Origin of the sequence: Agaribacterium haliotis (assembly GCF_002312815.1) — a bacterium.
Taxonomy (GTDB): Bacteria; Pseudomonadota; Gammaproteobacteria; order Pseudomonadales; family Cellvibrionaceae; genus Agaribacterium; species Agaribacterium haliotis.
In genome coordinates this window covers 124241-148053 of the sequence record NZ_NKQJ01000003.1, presented here as the reverse complement: position 1 = coordinate 148053, position 23813 = coordinate 124241, and the positions used below count along the sequence as shown (strand labels likewise).

Sequence of the window (23813 nt, the reverse complement as noted above, 5' to 3'; positions counted from 1 at the left end):
AATTAGGCGTTTAGAGCGCCTAGTTTTTTTGCAGATAGTGCTGAGCTGCGTTAAATGCTAGTTCATAGCTGTAGGCTCCGAAACCACAAATAACACCGGCGGCAATATCCGATAAATACGAGTGCTTGCGAAACGGTTCGCGCGCGTGAACATTACTTAAGTGGATTTCGATAAAGGGAATTTGCACTGCTGATAAAGCATCGCGAAGGGCAACACTGCTGTGAGTAAAGGCGGCGGGGTTGATCAGGATAATATCAACCTGCTCTTCTCGGGCAGTGTGGATGCGGTCAATAAGCGCGTGCTCTGCATTACTTTGCAGAACAAAAAACTCATGACCGCTGCTAGAGCACAGCTCTGCAAGGCGGGCGTTGATATCTTGCAGCGTTGTGCTGCCGTATATCTCTGGTTCGCGTGTGCCGAGCAGGTTTAAGTTGGGGCCGTGCAATGCGAGAATCTTCGCCATAAGCTTCTCTGTTTCGAAATCTCTAGGGGCTCAGACCTAAGTCTGAGCTTTAAGTTCGGCGATTGTGCCCAAAAAGCGCACGTCTGTCCAACTATTCTAGGCGGTTTTCCGAAGATCACCGCACATTCGCGAACAATTGCCGAAGTTTATGGCGAAATAATCGTCGTTATTAAGGCGTAAGCGCCTGTTCCATTGCTTCGAGTACGATTGCGGCAGTCAGAATCTGAGGAAGTACTTCAGGTTCGCCACCGTTGGCAGGGTACATCAGGTACAAAGGTACACCGTTGCGGCCAAACTTGTGCAGAAGTTCGGTGATAACAGGGTCGCTGGAGGTCCAGTCACCTTGAACCATGGCAATCTTGTTCTCGCTGGCAAAGTTTTGCACCGACTCGATGTTGATAGCAACACGCTCGTTAACTTTACAGGTGATACACCAGTCAGCTGTCAGGTCGACAAAGACTGGTTGATTGTTGGCACGCAGATCGCGAAGTAACTCGGGGCTGTAGACCTGCCAGTGAGCTTCGTTGGCTTTACCGTGTTTTTCTACGTCGTAGACCACTTTACCTGCCGATACAGCCAGTACCAGAGCAAGAGCGCGAACAACCCAGCGGAAGTTGCCGCTCGGTTGCTTGTTGAGCAGCCAGATAGCCATGCACAGGGCAATGGTACCAGCGACAACCAGGCCGGCGGAGTAAGCGCTAGTTTGCTCGCCAACAACGATCAGCAACCATACGCAGGTGAACAGCAGTGGGAAAGCCAGGAACTGCTTGAAGGTTTCCATCCACGGTCCTGGGCGAGGCATTTTGTCTGCAAGCTTGGGGCTGTGGCTCAGGATCAGATACGGCAGGGCCATACCAAAACCGAGGGAGAAAAACACAATCAGGGAAATGATTGGGCCCTGGGTCAGGGTGAAACCAATTGCCGAGGCCATAAATGGCGCAGTACAGGGGCTGGCTACAACGGCTGCGAGAACACCGGTAAAGAACGACGCAGTAACGCCAGTGCCTTGAGTCAGGTTTTGGCCAACGCCCATAAAGCTGGTGCCAACTTCAAACATACCAAACAGGTTAAGGGCTAGCAGTGCAAATAGGTAAACAAGCGCGGCAACAAAAATAGGTTGCTGCAGCTGGAAACCCCAGCCGAGGTTGGCGCCGGCGCTTTTGGCTATAACGATAATCAGGCCGACCAGCATAAATGACACGACAACACCGCCAGTGTAAGCCCAGCCGTTAATGCGGTGCTCGCGGGCGTCGCCGCCGGCAAGGCTCAGAGCTTTAAGGCTGAGTACGGGGAATACACAGGGCATCAAATTAAGAATCATACCGCCGAAGGCTGCGCCGAGCAGAATAAACAGCAGAGTTGGCGGCTCGTCGTCGCCGGCACTTGTAGCCGGAGCTTCGGTGCTTGCAGTGCTGCTGATGACTTTGCTGGCATCCAGGCTGGGTGCGCTAATTTCGGTGATCTGACCGCCGTCAATGCGGTACCACTGCTTGCGAGGGGGGTAGCACAGGCCGGCATCGGCGCAGCCCTGGGTGTGCAGTTCGACTTCGATTGGGCCCTTGCTTGGGTTTAGCGCGGCGCTCAGGGTCAGGTCGTGGTAGTAAACTTCGACTTCTTTTTCGAAGATCTCGTCGTACTTGCGTTTGCCGTCGGGTACACGGAACTCAAGTTTTTGTTTGCCGTCCTGGCCGAGTTGGTAGAGCTTTAATTGATGGCGGTACAGGTAATAACCGTCAGAAATTTGCCAGATAAACTCGACATTGTTGCCATCACTCAATGCTTGCGCATGGTAGGCTTTCTCAACCGGGAGGAATTCATCCTGCTCGGCAAAGGCGTGGCTGAACAATGCGAAGAAGCTACTGCTTAGTAGGACTAAAACTTTTAAAACGCAACTGAACTTAAATTTGATTTGCATGGTAGAGAGGGTGTTGGAAAAGTGATTGTGAATACGCAGTATAAGTTAATTGATCAGCGCAAATTGTGATAAGGTTTGCGCATTCTTAGCAATCTACGCTTATGTCTTATTGCCTATGAAGGCGTTTCTCATACTTTCTTCATGCTTTTTATTGTCCTGTGTAGCCCATGAGCAGGGGCTTCGACAAACAGGTGAGCAAAAAACTCCCGCAGCAGCAGTGATTAAACCCAGCGCGCCGAGTGTGGCCGATTCGATGGTGGCCAGCGGCGAAGCCCTGTTTAAGCAAGGGCGCATGATTCGCCCGGAGCAAGACAATGCTTATTTGCGCTATCGCGCTGCCCTGATAATGGAGCCCGATAACGAAGCTGCTCGCAGCGGTTTACAGGCCATTGCTCTGGCTGAAGTTGAGCAGTTGCGGCAATCATTGGCTGCGGGCAAGTTGACTTACACCGGCCGCCAGCTAAAGCAGCTCGAAGCGTTATTTCCAGACAATGCTGTGCTTAGTGACTTTTCCAGACAGTTTAAACAGGCCCAGGCCAAGGCATATGCCAAACGGCGCACGCAGCAGGCCAGTGTTAAGGCCGACGCAAATACCATCGTGCTGAACAAAAAGGATCTGAGCGCCCGCAACGACAGTATTAAAGCGCAGTTAAGTGAACTTGCGCGTAAAATTGAAAAAAGCCAGGAGGGCCTGATGATTTATGCGCGCAGCGATGCCGAGGGGCGCTGGATCTATCAGCAGATGCGAGAGGCCGTGCCGGACTACCGCATTCGCGGAGACATTCGCATCGGCCAGCCTTCGCTGCGCCTTTTGGCTCCGTATGAATAAGCTTTGAGGTGCCCTCTATGCTGCTGCGTCTATCTTTTTTACTGCCAGTTTTATTTTTTTGTTTATCGTGTGGCGAAGCTAAGTCACCGCAAGTCTCGCCCGGCGGGGCGGTGATAGAAATAAAGCATGTGCAGCTGCGCGAGATGGCACCAGGAGCTAAAAATGGCGTGGCGTATCTGACGATGCACAACGGCGGCGCTGAGCTTGCGACCTTAAACTACGTGCACAGCCCGCGCGCTGAGGCAGTTGAAGTGCACAGGCACAGTCACGAGAACGGTGTGATGGCAATGCGCGAAGTCAAGCATTTGCGCCTTGCCCCCGGTGAGAGCTTGAGCTTTCGGCCCGGCGGCTATCACTTGATGTTGCTGGGGGTCGAACCGGGCTTGCAGCGCGGTGAAAACGTTGAGCTGATCTTCGAATTTGAGCAGCAGCCGGCAATTCGCTTAACCGCTGAGGTCAAGCATATGTAAAATGGAGCAGTGCAGAACAGGCTTGCAGTGAGCAAGCCCTAAGCTGCTGTACATTCGACTTACTCTTTTATTGCGCAATTCACTGATATGGAAAACTTCGATGAGCGTTTTATCTCGTTGGTTTAAATGGCCGGGCGAATCTATGCGGCGGTTTTTTAATGACTCGGGCAAGTTCTATAAATGGGGCCTGTCAATTCTTGCTGTTTATCTTGGCGTTGCGTTAATACTCGGTATTATTTGGAGTTTTGAGCCGGAAGACTTTGATGTGCTCGAGAAGGCTCGCCAGGAAGCGGATGTGGCAACGCCTGAATTAGTTGCCGGTGTGGTGACGACCTCGGCGTTGATAGGTGTAGTAGAGACCTTGCTCGACAAGCCCGGCGGTTATCTCAGCAACGACATGACGCCTCCGGGGATTTGGCTCGACAATATTCCAAACTGGGAATACGGCGCTCTTATTCAAATTCGCGACCTGTCCAAATCGATGCGCGAAGCCTTTAGTCGCTCGCAGAGTCAAAGTACTGAAGATAAGGCCCTGGCTCTGGCTGAATCGAGATTAAATTTTGATAGCAACAGCTGGCTGTTACCCCCGACTGAAAAAGAGTACCGCGAAGGCGCGGGCTTTTTGCGAGATTATTTGACGCGCCTTGTCGATGAGGACCACAGCAACGCTCAGTTTTATGCGCGCTCGGACAACCTGCACTATTGGTTGAGCTCGGTTGAAACCCGTCTCGGCAGTTTAAGTCAGCGCTTAAGTGCGAGCGTTGGCCAGCGCCGAATCAATGTCGATTTAGCCAATGTCGAAGTCGCCAAGCAGAGCACGAGCTCCCCGTCCGAATTGAATGTAAAAACGCCTTGGCGCGATATAGACGACGTGTTTTATGAGGCGCGTGGCAGCGCCTGGGCTTTGATTCATTTTTTGCGTGCGATGGAGGTCGACTTTGCCGAAGTGCTCGAGAAGAAAAACGCCCGTGTCAGTGTGCAGCAGATTATTCGCGAGCTCGAAGGTACCCAGCAAACTCTATACAGCCCGATGATTTTAAATGGCAGTGGCTTTGGTATGTTGGCCAATCACAGCCTGGTGATGGCGTCGTATATTAGCCGTGCAAACGCCGCGATTATTGATTTGCGGGAATTGCTCGAGCGAGGATAAATCTCGCTTGAGCCGCTGGTGTTTTTTGCCGGCTTGTTACGCTTGATTGAGCAGCGTTTTGTATTGCTCAGCTTTTAGTCTTGGACCGTACTGACTGACAACCATCGCCGCGCCGCTGTTGGCGAGCTTGGCCGCTTCTTTAAAGTCTTTGCCTTGGCACAGGCTGTGAAGAAAACAGCCGGCAAACATATCTCCGGCGCCGTTCGTGTCTATTGCGTCGGCAGCCTGGCCTTCGATGTGGAAGTGTTCGTGGCCGTCAAATACGTAGGCGCCTTTAGCGCCGAGCGTAATCACATAGCTCTTGCTAACTTCTTTTAGCGCCTGAGCGGCTTGCTCGAGTGTTTCGCTTTTGGTAAAGCTCAAAGCCTCTGCTTCGTTGCAGAACAGCAGATCGACGCCACTGCCAATCATGGTGCACAAGCCGTCGTGAAAAAACTCAACCATGGCCGGGTCGCTCAGTGACAGAGCGGTCTTGACGCCGTTTTTCTCGGCCAGTTCACGCAGTTTGATGGCCGCCGGTCGGCCGCTGGCACTGGTGACCTGGTAGCCTTCCAGGTAAACCCAAGTAGACGCGGCCAGCGCTTGCTCATCAATTTCGTCGGTGCTCAAGCTTTCGCTGATGCCCAAAAACGTGTTCATCGTGCGCTCGGCGTCGGGTGTTATTAGCACCAGGCATTTGCCGGTAATGCCCTGTTCGCTGGCATTGTTTTGTTGGTAGTCGACACCGGCGGCGCTCAGGTCGCTTAAATAGTGGCGGCCGTTGCTGTCGTCCGCTACTTTGCAGCTGTAAAAACACTTCGATCCGAGGTAACTCGCAGCGATGACCGAGTTGGCTGCGGAGCCGCCGGAGCTGCGTTTGGAGTGCACGAGGTGCTCGCTGAGCTGGCTGACAAGTTCGTGCTGACGCGCCTCATCAACCAGGGTCATGACTCCTTTTTCAATATTGAATTTGTTGAGGTCGGCATCACTCACCTCAATTTCCGTGTCGAGCAGGGCTGCGCCCAGGGCGTAAATGTCGTAATTTTTCACTGGCATACCGTCGAGTTGATTAGCCGCTAATCTTAGCAAAAAAGCGTTCACGCTTGCGCTCTCGCTGCGCGGCTGTGTCGTGAATGAATTGCATGCCAGTATGAAAAATGTTCATATGGCCTTAAAATTGCCTTCTAAGGCCGTGTGCTTCACAAATTTTTTATAAAAATATCAGCGATGCAACCTGTTATCGCCGGCCCAGTCTGAGAGCTGGTGCAGGCTCTGAAGCTGTTGCTCAGTGTTGGGCTGAGTCTAAATATCTAATAAGTAAACTATAGTTAGTTCATTGCCTACTGCTACGGGACAAAGCGCTCCAGTAGGGTTTGAGGGAAATTTATGTCTAAATTGGTTCACGACCGCCGGGAGGGTGTTGCGCCCGCCTCTGCTGCTACGCCGGCAGCTTCTGTGCCGGTATCACCAGAAGCTGCTGTCGAACTGCTCAAAAAGTGCCAGGATCTTGCGCGTGAGCACGTTGAGCGTGCGTTTGATGTGTTTCTAAAGTCGCTGCTCGATGCGCTCGATATTGAAATAGACAGGGCCAAGTCCAATGAGCAGGCCACCGAAGTACTCGGTATGCAGCGCAGCATGCGCAAGGGCGCCACTGAGCTTAAGCACCAGTTCTGCGGGGCCTATCTCGAAGGTTTTGTTAAATTCAGCAAGCACAGCCTCAATACTACCGTCGCTCAGGTCAAAGCCGATGCAGAGCAGCGGCTCAGCATTGTCGACAATGAAGAGCTGGAAGAGAGTATTGCGATTGGCTCGATTACTCAGCGTGTCGACACCTATTTTGCCGAGCCGATTTGGGCTTTAAATCAACGCTTTTCCGTACTTAATGGCGGGCTTGCCGTAAGCGAAGCCAATAACCCTGTTTCTCCGATACAGTTTTGTGATGCTCTGCGCCGCTGTTTGGTTTTGTTGGATATCTCCGACCGTATTAAGTTGCTCGCTTATAAGGTGTTTGACTTACAGTTGTTGAACTTGTTTAAGCTCGTATCTGAGGATATCAATGCCTATCTAGCAGAGCAGGGTGTGCTGAGTAACCTCAAATACAGTCTGCCCAAGGGGGCTGCACCAAAGTCCTATCTTGCCGAAGAGGATGATGCTTTTGGTCGCCGCCAAGAGGACTACGGCATTCAGCGCTCTGAGCCAAACCCGGACGCAAGCCCGGCCCAGTACCAAAGCGAATTGGTGTCGGCGATTCGCTCACTGCAGCAGCAGTTAAAAAGCGGAGCGGTGTTAGAGGCGGCATCGGCACCGGTGTATTCGTCGCCGCAGTTAATCCAGGCGCTCGGCGGCTTGCAGGCCCGGCCGCAAACGTTGACCGATTTGGCCAGTGCCGAACCGGGTTCGTTGATTCCCGTTAATATCGCTGGTATCAGCGCCGATATGCGCACCAAACTTGTGGCTCAGGGCGAGAGTGCCGAGCTCAAGCGCGACGATATGGCCACCATTGATCTTGTTGGCTTGGTATTTGAGTACATGCTCAACGATGAAAATATTCCCGATGCGGTCAAGACGCTGCTGAGTTATTTGCATACGCCTTTTTTAAAGATTGCCTTTATTGACCCCGACTTTTTTGAAAGCACAGAGCACCCGGCGCGGGTGCTGTTAAACACGCTGGCCGACGCAGGTTCGAGCTGGGTTCAGAACGATGGCAGCTCACAGTTTGATATGTACGATCAGATTCGCGGTACCGTCAATCGTGTACTCAAGGAATTTGATCAAGACGTTAAAGTCATCACTACGCTGTTGTTTGAATTTACGAGTTACGCCAAAAAAGTACAGCGCAAACAGGAATTGACGGAAAAGCGCGCTAAAGAAAAAGCCGAGGGTGAAGACAAGCTGCGCGAAATGAAGCTGCGAGTCAATCAGGAGGTTCGCAAACAGATAAAAAGCCGCGAATTGCCGTCGGCAATTTTGCTGTTGCTGCTGCAGCCGTGGTCGGATTATCTGACTTTTGTCTTGCTGCGCCACGGCACTGACAGCCCAAAATGGCGCGAAGGTTTAAAAGTAGTTGAGGCCGTTGTCTGGTGTATAGAGCCGAAGCGCGATGCGGCTTTAATTGAAAAACACAAGCTCAATGTTGCCAAAGTTGTTGCAGCGCTTAAAGCCGGTTTTGACATGATCGGTTATGAGCCGGGCAAGGCTGAAAAACTGATAGAGGCTTTTAATACCATTGCTAAGTTGGCGATGCAGGCTAAAAAAGCAGAGCCTGCGCCCGAGCCGATGCGCGAAGAGCTTGAGCGCCAGGCCGCGGAAAAAGCCGGTGATCAGGGCTTGAGCAGCCAGGAAATGACTCCGGAAGAAGCGCAAATGGTCGAAAGCCTAAAAATGATTGAATTTGGCACTTGGTTCGAATTTGACGGCGGCCGTCGCTTAAAGGTCGCGTGGTATAACGGGCGAACGTCGCACTATATGCTTGTTGATCAGATGGGTAAGCGCGTTGATATGGAGAGCGGCTTGTCACTTGCCCGCAAGATGATCCAGGGCCAAGCGCGAATTATCTCCGGCAGTTCCAAGCCTTTCTTTGAGCGAGCCCTGGAAAACATCTATCACAAACTTCAGGAGCAAGCCGGTGAGGGCGCTGCCGACAACAGTGCGTCGGCCCAGGCGCAAGGCTAGCCGGTGTTTTGAATTGTCGTTAACAGGTTGCACAAGGGGAATACTATGAGCAGTGAGCTGCGTAAAAGTGAACGTCACGAGTTGCACAAGCCACTGCTGGTAAAAAACTGCATTTCCGCTGAGGTGCTCGGTACGCTGGTTAACTTAAGTAGCGAGGGCTTGATGTTGCTCGGGCCGGCTGAGGTTAACGAGGGCGGTGTATACCAGGTTGAGATTGCGTTTTCCGACGGTGTCAGTGTGCTGACAATGGGGCTTGAGTGCCTGTGGGTAAACCCTGGTGCTGAGGAATCGCAGGTGTGGTCGGGTTACAAAATCATCGACATCAGCGACGACGCGCAAGCGCTATTAGAGCAGTGTATCGCCCAGCTGGGCTGAGCCACACACTGCTTTGGTTGGTTACGCAAGCTCGGCAAATACCTCGGCGGCGGCGGCGATTGTTGCATCGACATCGGCGTCACTGTGTGCGCTTGATAAAAAGCCGGCTTCGTAGCAGGCCGGAGCCAGGTAGATACCCCGCTTGAGCATGCCGTGGAAAAATTGATTAAAGCGTTCGATATTGCCGCTCATTACCTGCTGGTAGTTTTGCACCTGCTTGTCTTCGGTAAAGAAGCAGCCCCACATGGAGCCAACGTGATTGGTGGTGAAGGCTATGCCGGCTTTATCGGCCTCGGCCTGGAGGCCTTGAACTAAACGCTCGGTCAGGGCAAACAGCTTGTCGTAGAAACCTTCAGCCTCAATCAGCTTTAGTGTGCTCAGCCCTGCGGCCATGGCGACGGGGTTGCCACTTAAAGTGCCCGCTTGATAAACCGGCCCCAGCGGGGCAATAAAGTCCATGATCTCTTGTTTGCCGCCGAAAGCGCCAACCGGCATGCCGCCGCCCATCACTTTTCCTAGTGTGGTTAGATCCGGCTCAATGCCGTAATAGCCTTGAGCGCAGGCCGGGCCCAGGCGAAAGCCTGTCATAACCTCGTCAAAAATAAGCACCGCGCCGTACTGGCTGCACTGTTCGCGCAGGGCCTCGAGAAAGCCGGGCTCGGGTGGGATGCAGTTCATATTGCCGGCAACCGGCTCGACGATAACGCACGCAATTTGCTCGCCGACACTGGCGAAGGCCTGCTTGAGCTGCTCAGGGTTGTTGTAGCTCAGTGTGATGGTGTGTTCGGCCAGGGCCTCTGGAACACCGGGCGAGCTGGGCACGCCGAGGGTTAAGGCGCCGCTGCCGGCTTTGATTAACAGAGAGTCGCTGTGGCCGTGATAACAGCCTTCAAATTTGATGATTTTATCCCGCCCGGTGTAGCCCCGCGCCAGGCGTATTGCGCTCATCGTCGCCTCGGTGCCGGAGCTGACAAAGCGCACTTTGTCGACACTGGGCACAAGCTCGCAGACTTTTTCTGCAAGCTCGGTCTCGATTTTGGTTGGCGCACCGAAGCTCAGGCCAAGCTTGAGCTTTTCTGTTACGGCACTGAGTACATCGGGGTGGGCGTGACCGGCAATCATTGGCCCCCACGAGAGCACGTAATCAATGTAGCGTTTGTTGTCGACATCGTAGATATAGGGGCCTTCGGCGCGCTCAATAAAAACAGGTTCGCCGCCAACGGCTTTAAAGGCGCGCACTGGGCTGTTGACACCGCCGGGGATAACACGCTGGGCCTGTTCAAATTCATTGCTCATATTCGTTACTCATTGATCTTGTTTAAGTCGGTTGTTTCAGTACAACCAGAATCACGGCGCCAACCAGCAAAAAAACTGGCAGCTCATTAAATACGCGGAAAAAAACGTGGCCGGGCATGCTCTGCTCGCGGGCAAAGCGTTTAATGCAATAACCACAGTAGAAGTGATATACGACGAGAAGCGCAACTAAAGCCATTTTTATCCAGAACCAAGAAGCCTGGCTGTAGTAGGCCCAGGCGCCGCCGTGAAAGGCCGTGCCGAAACCGAGTACGATGGTAGCGATCATCGAAGGAGTACCTATGCCCCGATACAACTTGCGCTCCATAATTTTGAAGCGCTCGCGGCTGGTTTGATCCTCAGACATCGCGTGGTAGACAAATAGTCGCGGCAGATAAAACAGCATCGCAAACCAGCAAACGACGGCAATAATGTGAAAAGCTTTAAGCCAGAGCATCTCGCATTTCCTTGGGTTGATAATGGTTTTGAATATCTTGCAGGCTCAACACACCGTGCACAGTGCGGTGGCTCAACAAGCTGGCACTAACATAGAGCACTTCACACTGGCTTTTTCTGATTAGCTTCAAAGCATCGTAGAGTGAGGCCGACTCTGCAATGGCGTGCATCATATGGCGTCGCCCGGGAACCTCAGCAAGGTTAATGGCTTTTTCGCCGTCGACAACTGCCTGAGGCGCTTGATCGATAAAACTTGCCAGGTCGCTGGCCCAAAGTGCGTACAGCTTCTCACCCTGACTGAAAACCAGCCAGCGCGGTTGAGTGCTGAGCACGTACTGTGCATCTTTGAGGCTGATCTGTTCATCGGCGACTACAAAGCGGCGATCCATGGCGCCAAATACGCCGGTTCTTTGCAGGGCACGAGCGGCTGGGCCGAGCTCAATATCGCGGCCGCTGCGCTTGAGCTGTTCGATAAAAATGCCTTTGACACGGAAAAAGCTGCGGGTATTTATACAGCTGACCACGATAATTAGCATGGCCGGGAAAATTACGCCGGGGTTGTGGCTGAGCTCAAGCACGGTCACCAGTGCCGTCAGGGGCGCATTAATGGTGGCGGCCATCATGCCTGCCATGCCCAATAGGGCGTAAAGCCCGATATTGATATTTAAACCCGGGTCGAGCGCCTGGGCGAGGCTGCCGATGGCTGCGCCAACACAGGCGCCAATTAGCAAAGATGGGCCTATCAACCCGCCGGGAATGCCGAGCGCTACAACGGTGGGGGTGACAAGAAGTTTGGCCGCTGCAATTAGTAGCAGGCTGCCGAGCAACAGCTCGCCGTTGATGGCGCTATTTATAGTGTCATAGCCGAGGCCCATAATTTCCGGTACGTGCCACGCGACAGCTGCGGTGAGCAGGCCTGCCAATAGTACTCTGAGTTCAACGCGCCAGTGATTTAAGCGGCTCGCCAGCAGGTTTAAACGAATGTAGAGCCCGGCAAGTGCCGCGATAACAAAGCCGCACAGAGCAATAAGGCTGAGTTCAAGCAGGCTGTTCATTGAACTGTTGGCCGGGTCGAAAGTAACGGGTTCGCCGATCAAGCTTTTACTGATCGCGGCGCCGATTACCGATGCCAAAATGACCGGCACAAAACCGACGATGGTGTATTCCATCAGGATGACTTCCATCGCAAAGATGACCCCGGCCAAGGGGGTGTCGAATGAGGCGGCGATGCCTGCCGCGACACCACAGGCGATCAGCGTCTGCATGCTGTTGTTGGGCAGGCGCAGCCACTGGCCGAGCTGGCTCGCCGCGCCCGCGCCTATGTGTACGGCGGGGCCTTCGCGACCGACACTGTGACCACTGCCAACGGCGACTACGGCCAGGCCAAACTGGGCCAGCCAATTACTTGCCGGCATGGCGCCCTGGTGGTTGTGTACCCGGTCGATAACATGGGCGACACTGAGCTGGCGCTGATATTTATTCAGTTGTCTGAGCACAAGGGCAATGACCAAGCTGCCGCCAATCAGAACCGCTGCGCGCATCGGGGCGCTCAGGGCTTCGAAGTCCTCGGCGTGGCTCATATTGGAGAAAAAGTGCTGCGGGCCTTCAAGCGCAAGCCGAAAGGCCACAATAAGCAGGCCGCAAAGGGCACCAATAACAATCGCAATGGCACTGAGCTGTGGCAGGGCGTCAACCTGGGCTAAGGAGTGCCGAAGTTGGTTAAGGCGGCGTTGCAGGGCACTGTCCGTCGTCGGCATGTACAGGCGGGCTTCCTAGGCTAAAAGGCCATAATTGTACACACAGGAGCGGGGGGCATGTTAAGCGTCGCATGATTTTTTATTGGCAAGGGCTTATGATAGTCCGTTTTTGCGGGCACAACGGTGCTTGAATTTGAAACCTTTCGGAGCCTCAAAGGGGAGTTATTGTGATTAAGGTCGCCATCGTCGGAGCAACCGGCTATACCGGTGCAGAACTGTTGAGATTGCTAAGTCGCCACTCACAGGTGGAAGTGGCAGTGGTCACTTCGCGCGCCGAGGCTGGCAAGCGCCTTGATGCTCTTTTCCCCAGTTTGCGCGGCGTTACCGAGCTTGAGTTTGTCGCTCCCGAAACCCAGGCTTTACTGGCCTGTGATGTGGTGTTTTTTGCAACTCCGCACGGCGTTGCCCAGGCTATGATGAAAGAGCTGATTGACGGTGGGGTCAGGGTCATCGACCTGAGTGCCGACTTTCGCATCAAAGACATTGAACTGTGGGAAAAGTGGTACAGCCAAAAACACGCCTGCCCCGAGTTGCTTGAGCAGGCTGTTTATGGTTTGCCCGAGCTCAATCGCGAGCAAATAAAGGGCGCTCAGCTGGTAGCGTGCCCCGGTTGTTATCCGACGTCGGTGCAGCTGGCTCTACTGCCTTTGCTAAAAGCGGGCTGGGTCGATACAAGCTCCATTATTGCAAATTCGGCCTCGGGCATTAGCGGTGCTGGGCGCAACGCTAAAACAGGCCTGCTGATGGCCGAAAACTACGACAGCTTTAAGGCCTACAGCGTTGCCGGGCACCGCCACCTGCCGGAGATCAAGCAGGGCTTGGCGGCGATGGCCGGTGTTCATGCAGAAAGCATTGGTTTGACCTTTGTGCCCCACCTGTTGCCGACCATTCGCGGTATACACTCTACTGTGTATGTTCGCGCCAATGACCAGTGCGCCGATGTACAGGCTTTGTTTGAGTCGAGCTATCGCGACGAAGCCTTTGTTGATGTACTGCCGCAGGGCATGTACCCCGAGACTCGTACCGTCAAGGGCACAAACACGTGCCGTTTGAGCGTTGAGAACCCGGGGCAGGAGGGTGTGCTCGTGCTGATGTCGGTAATCGACAACCTGGCGAAAGGCGCTTCTGCTCAAGGTGTGCAGAATTTAAATTTAATGTTTGGTTTTGCTGAGACCGAAGGGCTCGAGCAAATTGCTCTGCTACCTTAACAATTATAATAATTCGATAACTTTTGGAGCTGTTTGTGGCGCTGGTAAAAGGCTCAAAAAAAACTCGGGTGCAGATCGTTGAGTACCGTCTGCGCGATCGCATATTACTGCAGGGCTCGCTGCTCCTATTGGCCGTCGTTACCGCGGTGGCCTGTTATTACTTTGGTTTAAAGCAAGGTGTTGCGGGCGAAGAAAAAGCGCTCGGTGATATCGAGCGCCTGAGTAAAGACCTGGCGTTTTATCAGGCCGAGGCGCAGAAGTACGAACAGCAGTTCGCCAATAGTAAGTTGGCTGCAGAGGTCGACCGGCAGGCCAGCGAAGATGTCCGCCAGGAGATTATCAGCCTCAATGATGAGATTGCGCGCCTGCGGGAAGAAAACACCTTCTATCGCGGTTTGATGGCGCCCAATCAGCAGCAAAGTGGCCTGGTGATCGATGCTGTTGAACTGGTCGGCGCCGGGCAGCCGCGCACTTATGCCTACAAGGTTGTTGTAAAGCAGCTGGCGACGCGCCACAACTTACTTAGCGGCTCACTTAAATTCACTGTGCACGGCGTAGAGGCCGGGCTCGACAAAAGCTATTTATTAAGAGAGTTGAGCTCAGCTGTGACGACAGATACAAGCAAGCTTCGCTTTAAATACTTCCAGGTTCTCGAGGGGCAGTTGATCTTGCCCGAAGGTTTTGAGCCTAAGGGGATTGAGTTGGAAGCGCGCAGCACTGGTAAAAAACCGCAAACAACCCGCAAAAAATTTGGCTGGTTGGTCGAGGAGAAATAATTCATGTTTGGAAGTAAAAAAGATAATCAGTTTGCCAAAGGCGGGCACACCCTGCTGGATCATGCGCTGGTTGTTGAGGGCAATGTGCGTTTTGCAGGTACCCTGGATATTGAAGGTACGGTCAATGGCGATGTGGTTGCCGAACCCGGTGTTGATGCTTTAGTGCGCATTCGTGAAAAGGGTTGCGTCAACGGTGAAATTCACTCGCCGAAGATTATTGTGAACGGCTGTGTCAACGGCAATATCTATGCTGACAAGCACCTTGAGCTGGCGGCCAAGGCCGAGGTTAACGGCAACGTGCACTATCGAATGATAGAGATGGTCAAGGGCGCTCAGGTGAATGGCGCGCTTGTGCATTTGCCTGAAGGTGGGGCTGAGGCTAAGCCTGCGCCGGTCGAAGATCATACAGCGCTTGCCGATCAGGCATAAATACTTGACTGTTATACTCAGGTATTCGGATAATTGCGGCTGTAGTCATTACCGGTGCGCCAATAAGCTATGAGCACAGCATCCACATTTGTTCCCCAGTCTCTGATTGTGACCAACAACGCCCTGGCTAAGGTGCGGGAGTTGGTGGAAGAGGAAGAAAACCCTGATTTGAAGTTGCGGGTCTACGTGACTGGCGGCGGCTGCTCTGGTTTTCAGTACGGTTTTGCCTTTGAAGAGCAGCACGGTGATGACGACGCGGTTATCGACAACGAAGGTATTTGTGTGGTTGTCGATGCGATGAGCTACCCCTATCTGGTTGGTGCCACCCTCGACTACGAAGAGGGCCTGCAGGGTTCCCGTTTTACCGTTACCAACCCCAATGCCAGCTCTACTTGTGGCTGTGGGTCTTCTTTTTCTATCTAGCCGTCTTTAGATCCTCGGCTTCGTATTCCGCTTTCAGGTGCCAGAAATGGCATCGCGGGGCGTCGTAAATCCATCCCTGGAGACTTAACCGCCGCATCCCTGCGGCAGATACCCGCTCAACCACTGCTGTCACCTGAAAGCTACCATCTTCACTCATTGGGCGCATTGTTGTGACGGTTTTGTGTTGTCCCGGCCTGAGCCTTTCTTCTCTCTTGAGGTGGATCGAAACTGCACTATTTTCCACGTATCGAAAGTGGAGTTTATATGGTACCTTGCGCGCGAGTCAGCCAGGCAATCGCTCAAACTTCGGTTTGGGAGGAAAGTCCGGGCTCCATAGGGCAGGGTGCCAGATAACTTCTGGGGGGCGCGAGCCTACGGACAGTGCAGCAGAAAGGAAACCGCCTCTGCGCAAGCAGCGGTAAGGGTGAAAAGGTGCGGTAAGAGCGCACCGCGCAGCTGGTAACAGTCTGCGGCGATGGTAAACCCCACTCGGAGCAAGACCAAATAGGAATCCTACAGGCGCGGCCCGCGCTGGATTCGGGTAGGTCGCTTGAGGCAGGCAGTGATGTTTGTCCCAGATGAATGATTGTCCAAGACAGAACCCGGCTTATCGGCTGACTCAACTAAATTTATTCTATGACAGAGCTTCTCGGAGTGTTGTGCTTGTTAGCGAGTACTAATGCCGAGTTCTGTCGTGGACGAGTCCACTCCGTGCTTTTTAGCTGAAGCAAGGCGGCTTATCGGCTGGCTCGATCAAATTCTCTCTACGGCAGAGTTGTCCGGTGCTTGATGCTAACTTTTTGCGCGAGCATCGGGCTCTGTCGTGCATGAGTCCACCCCGTGTCCTTTGCTTGTGGGCAAGCATCTTTATATCTACTGTGAATTGCAGGCCTTATTGTGGGTGAGTCCTCACCCGCTCAAACCTTTGTTGGCTTAGGTGTCGCTCCTGGAGCTGGCTTAGGCGGGCTTTTGTGCCTGCTATAACGCCGTTTCTGGCCTGGCTGTCTTTTCTGTTTGCAATCTGTGTATTTCTTAGACCAAAGCGGTCTTTAAGTTGTCCGATTAATGGTCAAAAAAGTCTTGAACTTAAAGTAGTTTCTAGCTTTGTGTTGTTAGGTCTTTGTTTTTGGTCGACTTTGTTTTTTGTTTGCTCGTTGTTTTTGATGAAAATTGCTTAAGTTTCAATAACTTAGCAAGCTTGTGCTCAGCATATCTCCTTGACTTTAACTTGCACTGAAATATAGTGTGAGAAAGTGGTGAAAAGTGTAGATTTGTGCTTTTCAGTGGGGCATCTGGGTACTCCTGGGGAAATAAGTGTTTCAGGGCAGTAATACAATCAACATGGACGCCAAGGGGCGCATCGCGATACCGACTAAATGTCGGGACGAGCTGCTGTCTGCTTGTGGTGGCCAGATTGTTGTGACTGCGCACATGGCTGAGCGCTGCTTGTGTATCTATCCGCTCGACGAATGGAAGCAAAATATTCTGCCTCAGGTTCAGGCTCTACCTACCGCTTACAAGCAGGCCGCTCGTGTGCAGCGCCTGGTTATTGGTTATGCCCACGAATTTACCGTTGATGCAAATGGTCGCATATTGTTGCCGCCGACCCTGCGCGAATTTGCCAGCCTACAGAAAAAATTAATGCTGGTTGGTCTCGGTAATAAATATGAACTCTGGGATGAGGCCGCCTGGATGGCGACGCTCGAGGATGCAGGTGATGAGCCTATCCCGGAAGCCATGCTGAATCTGAGTATTTAGGTCGCAGCCTATGAGTCAGTCAGTGCACTATTCAGTACTCCTTGAGGAGTCGGTTGAGCTGTTGTTGAAAACCGACAAGGGCCTTTACGTCGACGGCACCTTTGGCCGCGGCGGTCACAGCCGCTTGATCTTGTCGCGCCTGGCCGGCGATGCGCATTTGATCGGTTTTGACAAAGACCCGGAGGCTGTTGCGGTAGGCAAACAGCTGGCGGCTGAAGACAGCCGCTTTGAGATCTGCCACCGCAGTTTTTGTGAGCTCGATGCTGAGCTTGCGCAACGCAATCAACAGGCCGACGGCATTTTGCTCGATTTGGGTGTGTCGTCGCCTCAGCTCGATGAGGCTGAGCGCGGTTTTAGTTTTATGCGCGATGGCCCGCTGGATATGCGAATGAACACCGAGGCCGGCATCAGTGCGGCGCAGTGGCTGGCGCAGACCAGTGAACAGGATATGGCGAGGGTGTTTAAAGAATATGGCGAGGAGCGTTTTGCTCGTCGTATAGCCAAAAAAATAATTGAGCGGCGCGAACAAAAAGCGCTGACACGAACCCTGGAACTGGCCGAGTTAATTGAAGGCACAGTGCCGAAGCATATTGAGAAGAAGCACCCTGCGACACGTGTTTTTCAGGCTATTCGCATCGAAATAAATCGCGAGTTAGAAGATTTGAAGCTGGCTTTAGATGCCTCAATGAAGGCGCTTAAACCCGGCGGGCGGCTGGTGGTGATCAGCTTTCATTCGCTCGAAGACAGGTTGGTAAAACGGTATTTCAAAAAATTTAGTCAGAGCCAGGATTTTCCACCGGGCGTGCCGGTAACTCACGATCAATTAAAAGCGCCGTTAAAAATTGTCGGTAAGGCAATCAAAGCGGGTGAACATGAATTAGGAGAAAACGTGCGTTCGCGCAGTGCAATTATGCGCGTAGCTGAACGCTGTTTCTAAAAGCGCTTATGGATAATGCCATTAACATTGAAGACGGCGGCAGCCGCGGCACAATTCGTGCCGTGGCTTTTGTCGTTTTGTGGCTGTCCACTTTGGTCTCTGGTCTTGCCGTGGTGTACTCCACTTATATGTCGCGTATTCAAGTGCAGGAGCTCGAAAGTTTGCGCCGTGAGGCATCGGCACTAAAAGTCAGTGCCGGTCAGTATCAATTGGAGATGAGCTCACTGGCATCGTATTCGCGCATAGAGAGTGTGGCTTACGAGCGCTTAAAAATGCAGGCGCCACTTCCCGAACACACAGTGTTAGTGGAGGCTCAGTAATGCTTGCTTGGTTGGCAAACTACTGGCGTATAAGTTTTGTCATTGTTGGCATGTGCGCGCTACCTGTGCTGCTGCTTGCGCGCGCGAGTAATTTACTGGTGCTGGAAGTCGAAGATCACGGAATTTCTCTGCGTGAAGAGGGCGACGATCGCACGGTGCGCACCGAGTCGTTGACCGCGTATCGCGGTTTAATTACCGATAGAAATGGCGAGCTGCTTGCGGTGAGCACTCCGGTGAAATCGATTTATGCCGACCCTAAGTTTATTCGCGAGCAAGATATTGCCTCAATTGCGAGCGCACTTGCCTGGTCAGAATCTCGCCTTCGCGAGCGCCTGGAGTTGTACAAAAATAAGCGCTTTATGTATCTCGAGCATCAACTTGCACCGCACAAAGCAGATAAAATTCTCGCCTATGGTTTTTCGGGTATCAATGGCCGCACCGAATACAAACGTTTTTATCCTGCAGGCGAGGTTGCCGCGCATGTGCTCGGTATTACCGATACCGATGAAAACGGTATTGAAGGCCTTGAGCTGTCGTTTAACGAATGGCTTGACGGAGAGCCCGGCAGTAAAAAGGTACTTAAAAATCGCAAGCAGCACACCATTAAAGAGCTCGGCTTAATCAAGGCGCCGCAGTCAGGTCAGGATTTGCAGCTGACCCTGGATCTAAAACTGCAGTACCTTGCCTACAAAGAGCTCAAGCATGCGATTGCCAAGCAGGGGGCAAAAAGTGGTTCGTTAATTACTGTCGATGCGCGCTCCGGCGAAATTTTAGCGATGGTCAATCAGCCCTCCTACAACCCAAATCACCGCTTGGGAGTTGGTCGCGGACAAATGCGCAATCGCGCGGTAACCGATGTGTTTGAGCCAGGTTCAACCGTCAAACCACTGGCCGTTGCGGCGGCGATGGAAAGTGGCCGCTATAAAGCTACAGATATTATCGATACTTCACCGGGTTATGTGCGAGTTGGCTCTAAGACGTTTATGGACCCGGTAAATTACGGCCAGATGGATTTGGCCAAAGTCATTAAAAAGTCCAGCCAGGTTGCAGTAACAAAAATGGCGCTGGATATGGAAGTTGACCAAATAAGAGACGTTTATTTTCGTGTTGGCCTCGGCCAGAGTACCGGTATTGGTTTTCCCGGTGAGCGCGGTGGCACACTGCCTCAGCGCAATCGCTGGAGCGATATTGAGCGGGCCAACTTTGCTTTTGGTTACGGTTTAAATGTGAACGCTTTACAGCTTGCCCAGGCCTATTTGGTGTTGGCTAACGACGGCATGTTTAAGCCGCTGACCCTGGTGCGCCAACAGCACTCAGAACCAGCGATCCCTGTGTTGGATAAAAATATTGCACGTCAGGTGCGACAGATGCTACGAGGCGTGACGGAAAGCGGCGGTACGGCGACGCGCGCTGCAATCGACGATTACCCCGTGGCGGGCAAGACCGGTACTGCGCATAAAGTTGATGCAAAAAGTGGCGGCTATGCCGACGACAAGTACCGCGCTTTATTTGCGGGTTTTGCCCCGGCCGATAAACCTCGGCTGGTGACCGTTGTGGTTGTCGATGAGCCGCCTGCCTATGGCGAGTACAGCGGTGGTAAAGCGGCTGCTCCAATATTTGCGTCGGTGATGGAAAAGAGTTTAAAGGCTTTAAATGTTCCGCCTGCAGATACTTCAAATTACTTGAGCTCAAACTCTACCGTATTAGGGGGGCGAGGCTGATGCGTTTGCATGCGCTAATAGATTTAGCCGAGTTTGCCCCTGATTGCGGCAACTGCGCTGATATTGAGGTTCTCGGTCTTAGCCTGGACAGCCGCACCGTCAAAAGCGGTTTTATGTTTTTTGCGCTGCGAGGTAATAAGCTCGACGGTGAGCAGTTTATTGATGCGGCTATTAAAAACGGGGCGAGCGTTGTTGTACAAGAGAGCCGCTGCGGCCGCGATGAATTTGAGCTTAAGCACGGTGTTCTTTTTTTGCGCCTGTGTTTGTTAAATGAGCGTATGGCGCAGATAGCGGCTCGTTTTTACGGCGAGCCGAGCGAGAAACTCTGCGTAGTTGGCGTGACAGGCACAAACGGTAAAACATCCTGCGCCGATCTTTTACTGCAGAGCTGGCGTTTGCTCGGTTATAGCGCTGCGAGTATCGGCACCCTCGGCTGGAGTTGGTGCGAGGGCGAATATCACCCGACAGGCATGACTACTCCGGATGCGCTTGAGCTGCAAAAAATACTTGCCGAACTTGTTGAGCGCGGCGTAAGCCACGTAGTGCTTGAAGTCAGCTCTCACGCTATTGCACAAAAACGCGTTGCGGCAATCAACTTTGCGTGCCGGGTGCTTACCAATATCAGTCGCGATCACCTCGATTATCACGGCGATATGCAAAACTACGCTGAGATAAAAAAATCGTTTATCAAAGCTGATGTGGCCAGAAGCGTTGTCAACTTTGATGATGCCTTGCTGGAAGAATTTATCGGCAGTGTCGCCGGCTTTTCTTGTGGCACTGTGCCGGCGCTGGTGAACCTGGTTGAGGTTGAGTTTTTAAATGCAGGCATCGCCGCCTCGTTAACAATTGATGGGCACCGTATAGATATACGAAGTGTGCTGATGGGTGCTTTTAATTTGGCCAATTTAATGGCCGTTTTTGCCGTGCTTGCTCAGCTCAATGTCGACGTTTACAGTTTGGCCTCAATAGCTGCGTCGTGGAAAACTGTTCCCGGACGACTTGAGCGTGTGGCCGATACTCCGGCGGTATTTATTGACTATGCGCACACGCCAGATGCACTGGAAAAAGCTTTGCTGGCGCTCAGACAACACAGCGAGAAAAAACTCAATTTGGTTTTTGGCTGTGGTGGCGACAGAGACAAAGGCAAGCGTGCATTGATGGGAGCGGTCGCCGAAAAATATGCTGACACGCTGTATTTAACATCGGATAACCCGCGCTCCGAAGCGCCGGAAACAATTGCTGAGCATGTATTGCAGGGGCTGCCTGATAAGTCGCGGGCAATTGTTGTGCTCGATCGTCGCGAGGCAATTGCCAGCGCGCTAAGCGCAAGCGCGAGTCAGGACTTATTGCTTATTGCAGGTAAAGGCCACGAAGACTACCAAGAAATTGCCGGCCAGCGTTTTCCGTTCAGTGACGCCAGTGTTGTACGGGAGTTGCTTGCATGAAAAAGACCTTAGCCTGGGCCGCAGAGAGTATGCAGGGGCAGCTAGTCGGCGCAGATACGCAGTTTTCGTCTATCAGCACTGATACGCGCAATATTAAACGCGGTGATCTTTTTGTCGCTTTGCGCGGAGATAACTTTAATGGTGAGGCTTTTGTTGAGCGCGCCCAGCAGCAGGGGGCCTGTGCGGCAGTTGTGTCGCGCTTGCAAGAGGATTTGGATTTTCCCCAGATAGTTGTCGCCGATACAACCACTGCTTTAGGGCGCCTGGCAGCTGCCTGGCGTTTGCAGTTGCCGGCTAAAGTTGTGGCTATTACCGGCAGCTGCGGAAAAACTTCAGTTAAAGGCATGCTGCGCTGCATTTGTCAGCAAGCAGGCGCGACGCTCGCGACAAAAGCTAATTTAAATAATCACATCGGTGTACCACTGACTTTACTTGCGGCTGATGAAACTCTCGACTTTGTTGTTGTTGAAGCCGGTACAAGTAGCAAAGGCGAGATCGCTTATTTAAGTTCGCTTATTCAAGCGGATGTGGCTGTAGTCATTAATGTGCACCCGGCTCACCTTCAAGGTTTTGGCACTTTGACGGCGATTGCAGAAGAAAAAGCAAAAATTTATCAGCACTTAAATGATTCAGCCAGCTGCGTGGTAAATCAGGCGCTGACAAGCTACAGCAGCATTGCGGCCATTGCCGAGCGCCCGTCGTCGCTGATCTTTAGCGATGACAAACACAGCCTTGCCCAAGTCAGGGCGAGCAATGTCAGTAGCGATGCGCTGAGCTGTGTCTCGTTTGACTTGTGGCTGGGCGAGAAAAAAATCGCTGTTAAATTGAACGTACCGGGTTTACACCTGGTAGAAAATGCCTTGGCAGCGGCGGCCTGTGCTTTTGCTCTGGGCGTTTCGGCTGAGCATATTTGTCAGGGGCTCGCAGCTTACAACGGTGAGCCCGGTCGCATGCAGCTTAGCAGAGTCGGCCAGGCGAGCTTAGTTGACGACAGTTACAACGCGAATCCTGCCTCGTTAAAAGCGGCGATTGATTATTTGTGCAAGCAAGACAGCGCGTTATTGGTGCTCGGCGACATGGCTGAACTCGGTGAAAATGCTGAAGAAATACATAGAGAAGTGGGTTTGTACGCAAAGACCAGCGGCATAACAGATCTCTATGCTGTCGGTGCCTTTGCCGACGACTACTGCGATGGTTTTGGCCGTGGCGCTAAACATTTTATGAATCACAAAGACCTTGTGCTCGCGCTGCTAGAGCGTTTACACGAAGCGCCGACCATTTTGGTCAAGGGGTCTCGGTCTTCGGCAATGGACAGGGTTTGTCAGGCCTTACTGCAAGAAGGTGGGCAGTAATATGCTTTATTGGTTAGCGGATTATTTAAAAGAATATATCCCGGTTTTTGGTGTTTTTCGTTATTTAAGCTTTCGTGCCATTGTCGGTGTATTGACCGCACTTGGTATTTCGATGTTTCTCGGCCCGGGGGTGATTCGCAAACTCGAACAGTTGCAAGTTGGCCAAGCGATTCGTGAAGACGGCCCGCAAAGTCACTTAAGTAAAAGTGGTACCCCGACCATGGGAGGCGCGCTAATACTATTTGCTATTGGCCTGGCTACCTTGCTGTGGGCCGACCTCGGCAATCGTTTTGTGCAAGTGGTTCTGTTTGTCACCTTTAGTTTTGGTGCCGTTGGCTGGGTTGATGATTATCGCAAAGTTGTTGAAAAAAATTCCAAGGGCTTACCTGCGCGCTGGAAATATTTTTGGCAGAGTGTCTTTGGTTTGGCTGCGTCCATTTATCTTTACGCTAGCGCTCAGAGCCCGGTTGAAACAACTTTGTATTTTCCATTTTTTAAAAACTGGGCTCTGCAGCTTGGTTTGGCTTATATCGTTATTAGTTATTTTATGATTGTTGGTTTCAGCAATGCGGTTAATTTAACTGATGGCCTTGATGGGCTCGCGATTATGCCAACTGTTATGGTCGGCGCGGCACTGGGTTTATTTGCGTACTTGGTTGGCAATGTTAACTTTTCTAGCTACCTACATATCCCTTATGTTGCAGGAACAGGTGAGCTAGTTATTTTCTGTGCAGCTCTGGTTGGTTCCGGGCTCGGTTTTCTCTGGTTTAACACGCACCCCGCTCAGGTGTTTATGGGTGATGTTGGTGCTTTGGCCCTCGGCGCTGCGCTTGGCGTTATTGCGGTAATGGTCCGCCATGAAATTGTATTTTTTATCATGTCCGGCATCTTTGTTATGGAAACGGTGTCGGTTATTTTGCAGGTGGCTTCATTTAAGTTAACTGGGCGCAGGATTTTTCGTATGGCGCCTTTACATCATCACTTTGAGTTAAAAGGTTGGCCTGAGCCACGAGTAATTGTGCGTTTTTGGATTATCAGTTTAATCCTCGTGTTACTTGGTTTGGCCACGCTGAAGTTGAGATAGA

At 52.3% G+C, this 23813-nt stretch carries 22 protein-coding genes and 1 other RNA gene; 17 read left to right on the top strand and 6 right to left on the bottom strand.

Features of this window, described 5'->3' with window-relative positions; genetic code table 11:
- Nucleotides 1-19: 19 nt before the first annotated feature.
- On the bottom strand, nucleotides 20-463 hold the full coding sequence (gene aroQ, locus CFK45_RS05140) for a type II 3-dehydroquinate dehydratase (protein ID WP_096085357.1): 444 nt from the start codon (nucleotides 461-463) through the stop codon (nucleotides 20-22).
- 169 nt (nucleotides 464-632) lie between these two features.
- Nucleotides 633-2309, bottom strand: a complete 1677-nt coding sequence (locus CFK45_RS05135; RefSeq protein WP_158224606.1) for a protein-disulfide reductase DsbD family protein — start codon at nucleotides 2307-2309, stop codon at nucleotides 633-635.
- 286 nt (nucleotides 2310-2595) lie between these two features.
- Here CFK45_RS05135 and CFK45_RS05130 point away from each other — a divergent pair, with 286 nt between their 5' ends.
- The 3 genes from CFK45_RS05130 to CFK45_RS05120 all read left to right on the top strand — a co-directional run bounded on the left by CFK45_RS05130 (nucleotide 2596) and on the right by CFK45_RS05120 (nucleotide 4827).
- Complete coding sequence (locus CFK45_RS05130) at nucleotides 2596-3207, top strand: hypothetical protein (protein ID WP_096085355.1); 612 nt, start codon at nucleotides 2596-2598, stop codon at nucleotides 3205-3207.
- Between the two features lie 17 nt (nucleotides 3208-3224).
- Nucleotides 3225-3677, top strand: coding sequence for a copper chaperone PCu(A)C (locus tag CFK45_RS05125; protein WP_096085354.1), 453 nt, complete (start codon nucleotides 3225-3227; stop codon nucleotides 3675-3677).
- A gap of 142 nt (nucleotides 3678-3819) precedes the next feature.
- On the top strand, nucleotides 3820-4827 hold the full coding sequence (locus tag CFK45_RS05120; RefSeq protein ID WP_414630747.1) for a DUF2333 family protein: 1008 nt from the start codon (nucleotides 3820-3822) through the stop codon (nucleotides 4825-4827).
- A 36-nt stretch (nucleotides 4828-4863) separates the two neighbouring features.
- On the opposite strand, the gene CFK45_RS05115 is transcribed toward CFK45_RS05120, so the two are convergent.
- On the bottom strand, nucleotides 4864-5856 hold the full coding sequence (locus CFK45_RS05115; protein WP_096085507.1) for an adenosine kinase: 993 nt from the start codon (nucleotides 5854-5856) through the stop codon (nucleotides 4864-4866).
- 336 nt (nucleotides 5857-6192) lie between these two features.
- Here CFK45_RS05115 and CFK45_RS05110 point away from each other — a divergent pair, with 336 nt between their 5' ends.
- Together CFK45_RS05110 and CFK45_RS05105 are read left to right on the top strand one after the other, a co-directional pair.
- On the top strand, nucleotides 6193-8478 hold the full coding sequence (locus tag CFK45_RS05110; RefSeq protein ID WP_096085352.1) for a DUF1631 family protein: 2286 nt from the start codon (nucleotides 6193-6195) through the stop codon (nucleotides 8476-8478).
- 45 nt (nucleotides 8479-8523) lie between these two features.
- Nucleotides 8524-8853 carry a PilZ domain-containing protein gene (locus CFK45_RS05105; protein ID WP_096085351.1) on the top strand — a complete coding sequence of 110 codons (330 nt, stop codon included), beginning with the start codon at nucleotides 8524-8526 and terminating at the stop codon, nucleotides 8851-8853.
- 21 nt (nucleotides 8854-8874) lie between these two features.
- Here the strand turns inward: CFK45_RS05105 and hemL are convergent, their stop codons facing one another.
- From hemL to CFK45_RS05090, 3 genes are read right to left on the bottom strand one after another with little or no spacing between them, the layout of a single operon-like run.
- Nucleotides 8875-10149 carry a glutamate-1-semialdehyde 2,1-aminomutase gene (gene hemL / locus CFK45_RS05100; protein WP_096085350.1) on the bottom strand — a complete coding sequence of 425 codons (1275 nt, stop codon included), beginning with the start codon at nucleotides 10147-10149 and terminating at the stop codon, nucleotides 8875-8877.
- A gap of 22 nt (nucleotides 10150-10171) precedes the next feature.
- Entirely contained in the window at nucleotides 10172-10603 is a 432-nt protein-coding gene (gene hemJ / locus CFK45_RS05095) for a protoporphyrinogen oxidase HemJ (RefSeq protein WP_096085349.1), read from the bottom strand.
- Nucleotides 10590-12359, bottom strand: coding sequence for a chloride channel protein (locus CFK45_RS05090; RefSeq protein ID WP_096085348.1), 1770 nt, complete (start codon nucleotides 12357-12359; stop codon nucleotides 10590-10592). Before CFK45_RS05090 ends, hemJ begins: the two co-directional genes overlap by 14 nt.
- 167 nt (nucleotides 12360-12526) lie before the next feature.
- Here CFK45_RS05090 and argC point away from each other — a divergent pair, with 167 nt between their 5' ends.
- From argC to mraY, 12 genes are all read left to right on the top strand, one after another.
- Entirely contained in the window at nucleotides 12527-13567 is a 1041-nt protein-coding gene (gene argC, locus CFK45_RS05085) for an N-acetyl-gamma-glutamyl-phosphate reductase (RefSeq protein WP_096085347.1), read from the top strand.
- 35 nt (nucleotides 13568-13602) lie between these two features.
- A complete protein-coding gene (locus tag CFK45_RS05080; protein ID WP_239923566.1) occupies nucleotides 13603-14343 on the top strand; it encodes a DUF6776 family protein in 741 nt (246 codons plus the stop codon).
- Nucleotides 14344-14346: 3 nt separating this feature from the next.
- Nucleotides 14347-14772, top strand: coding sequence for a bactofilin family protein (locus tag CFK45_RS05075; protein ID WP_096085346.1), 426 nt, complete (start codon nucleotides 14347-14349; stop codon nucleotides 14770-14772).
- 69 nt (nucleotides 14773-14841) lie between these two features.
- The gene (erpA, locus tag CFK45_RS05070) at nucleotides 14842-15195 is read left to right on the top strand and encodes an iron-sulfur cluster insertion protein ErpA (protein WP_096085345.1); all 354 of its coding nucleotides are present in this window, start codon (nucleotides 14842-14844) and stop codon (nucleotides 15193-15195) included.
- A gap of 279 nt (nucleotides 15196-15474) precedes the next feature.
- Nucleotides 15475-15821, top strand: an RNA gene (gene rnpB / locus CFK45_RS05060) — RNase P RNA component class A.
- A 688-nt stretch (nucleotides 15822-16509) separates the two neighbouring features.
- Nucleotides 16510-16953 carry a division/cell wall cluster transcriptional repressor MraZ gene (gene mraZ, locus CFK45_RS05055; RefSeq protein ID WP_096085343.1) on the top strand — a complete coding sequence of 148 codons (444 nt, stop codon included), beginning with the start codon at nucleotides 16510-16512 and terminating at the stop codon, nucleotides 16951-16953.
- A 10-nt stretch (nucleotides 16954-16963) separates the two neighbouring features.
- Nucleotides 16964-17890, top strand: coding sequence for a 16S rRNA (cytosine(1402)-N(4))-methyltransferase RsmH (gene rsmH, locus CFK45_RS05050; RefSeq protein ID WP_096085342.1), 927 nt, complete (start codon nucleotides 16964-16966; stop codon nucleotides 17888-17890).
- A gap of 8 nt (nucleotides 17891-17898) precedes the next feature.
- Nucleotides 17899-18210: a cell division protein FtsL gene (ftsL, locus tag CFK45_RS05045; protein WP_096085341.1), complete on the top strand. Its 312-nt coding sequence runs from the start codon at nucleotides 17899-17901 to the stop codon at nucleotides 18208-18210.
- The gene (locus CFK45_RS05040; protein WP_096085340.1) at nucleotides 18210-19931 is read left to right on the top strand and encodes a peptidoglycan D,D-transpeptidase FtsI family protein; all 1722 of its coding nucleotides are present in this window, start codon (nucleotides 18210-18212) and stop codon (nucleotides 19929-19931) included. The genes ftsL and CFK45_RS05040 overlap by 1 nt, the downstream gene beginning before the upstream one ends.
- A complete protein-coding gene (locus tag CFK45_RS05035) occupies nucleotides 19931-21376 on the top strand; it encodes a UDP-N-acetylmuramoyl-L-alanyl-D-glutamate--2,6-diaminopimelate ligase (RefSeq protein ID WP_096085339.1) in 1446 nt (481 codons plus the stop codon). The genes CFK45_RS05040 and CFK45_RS05035 overlap by 1 nt, the downstream gene beginning before the upstream one ends.
- Nucleotides 21373-22728 (top strand): UDP-N-acetylmuramoyl-tripeptide--D-alanyl-D-alanine ligase, encoded by a 1356-nt coding sequence (locus tag CFK45_RS05030; protein ID WP_096085338.1) that lies wholly within the window; start codon nucleotides 21373-21375, stop codon nucleotides 22726-22728. The genes CFK45_RS05035 and CFK45_RS05030 overlap by 4 nt, the downstream gene beginning before the upstream one ends.
- Before the next feature lies 1 nt (nucleotide 22729).
- Entirely contained in the window at nucleotides 22730-23812 is a 1083-nt protein-coding gene (gene mraY, locus CFK45_RS05025) for a phospho-N-acetylmuramoyl-pentapeptide-transferase (protein WP_096085337.1), read from the top strand.
- Nucleotide 23813 lies beyond the last annotated feature (1 nt).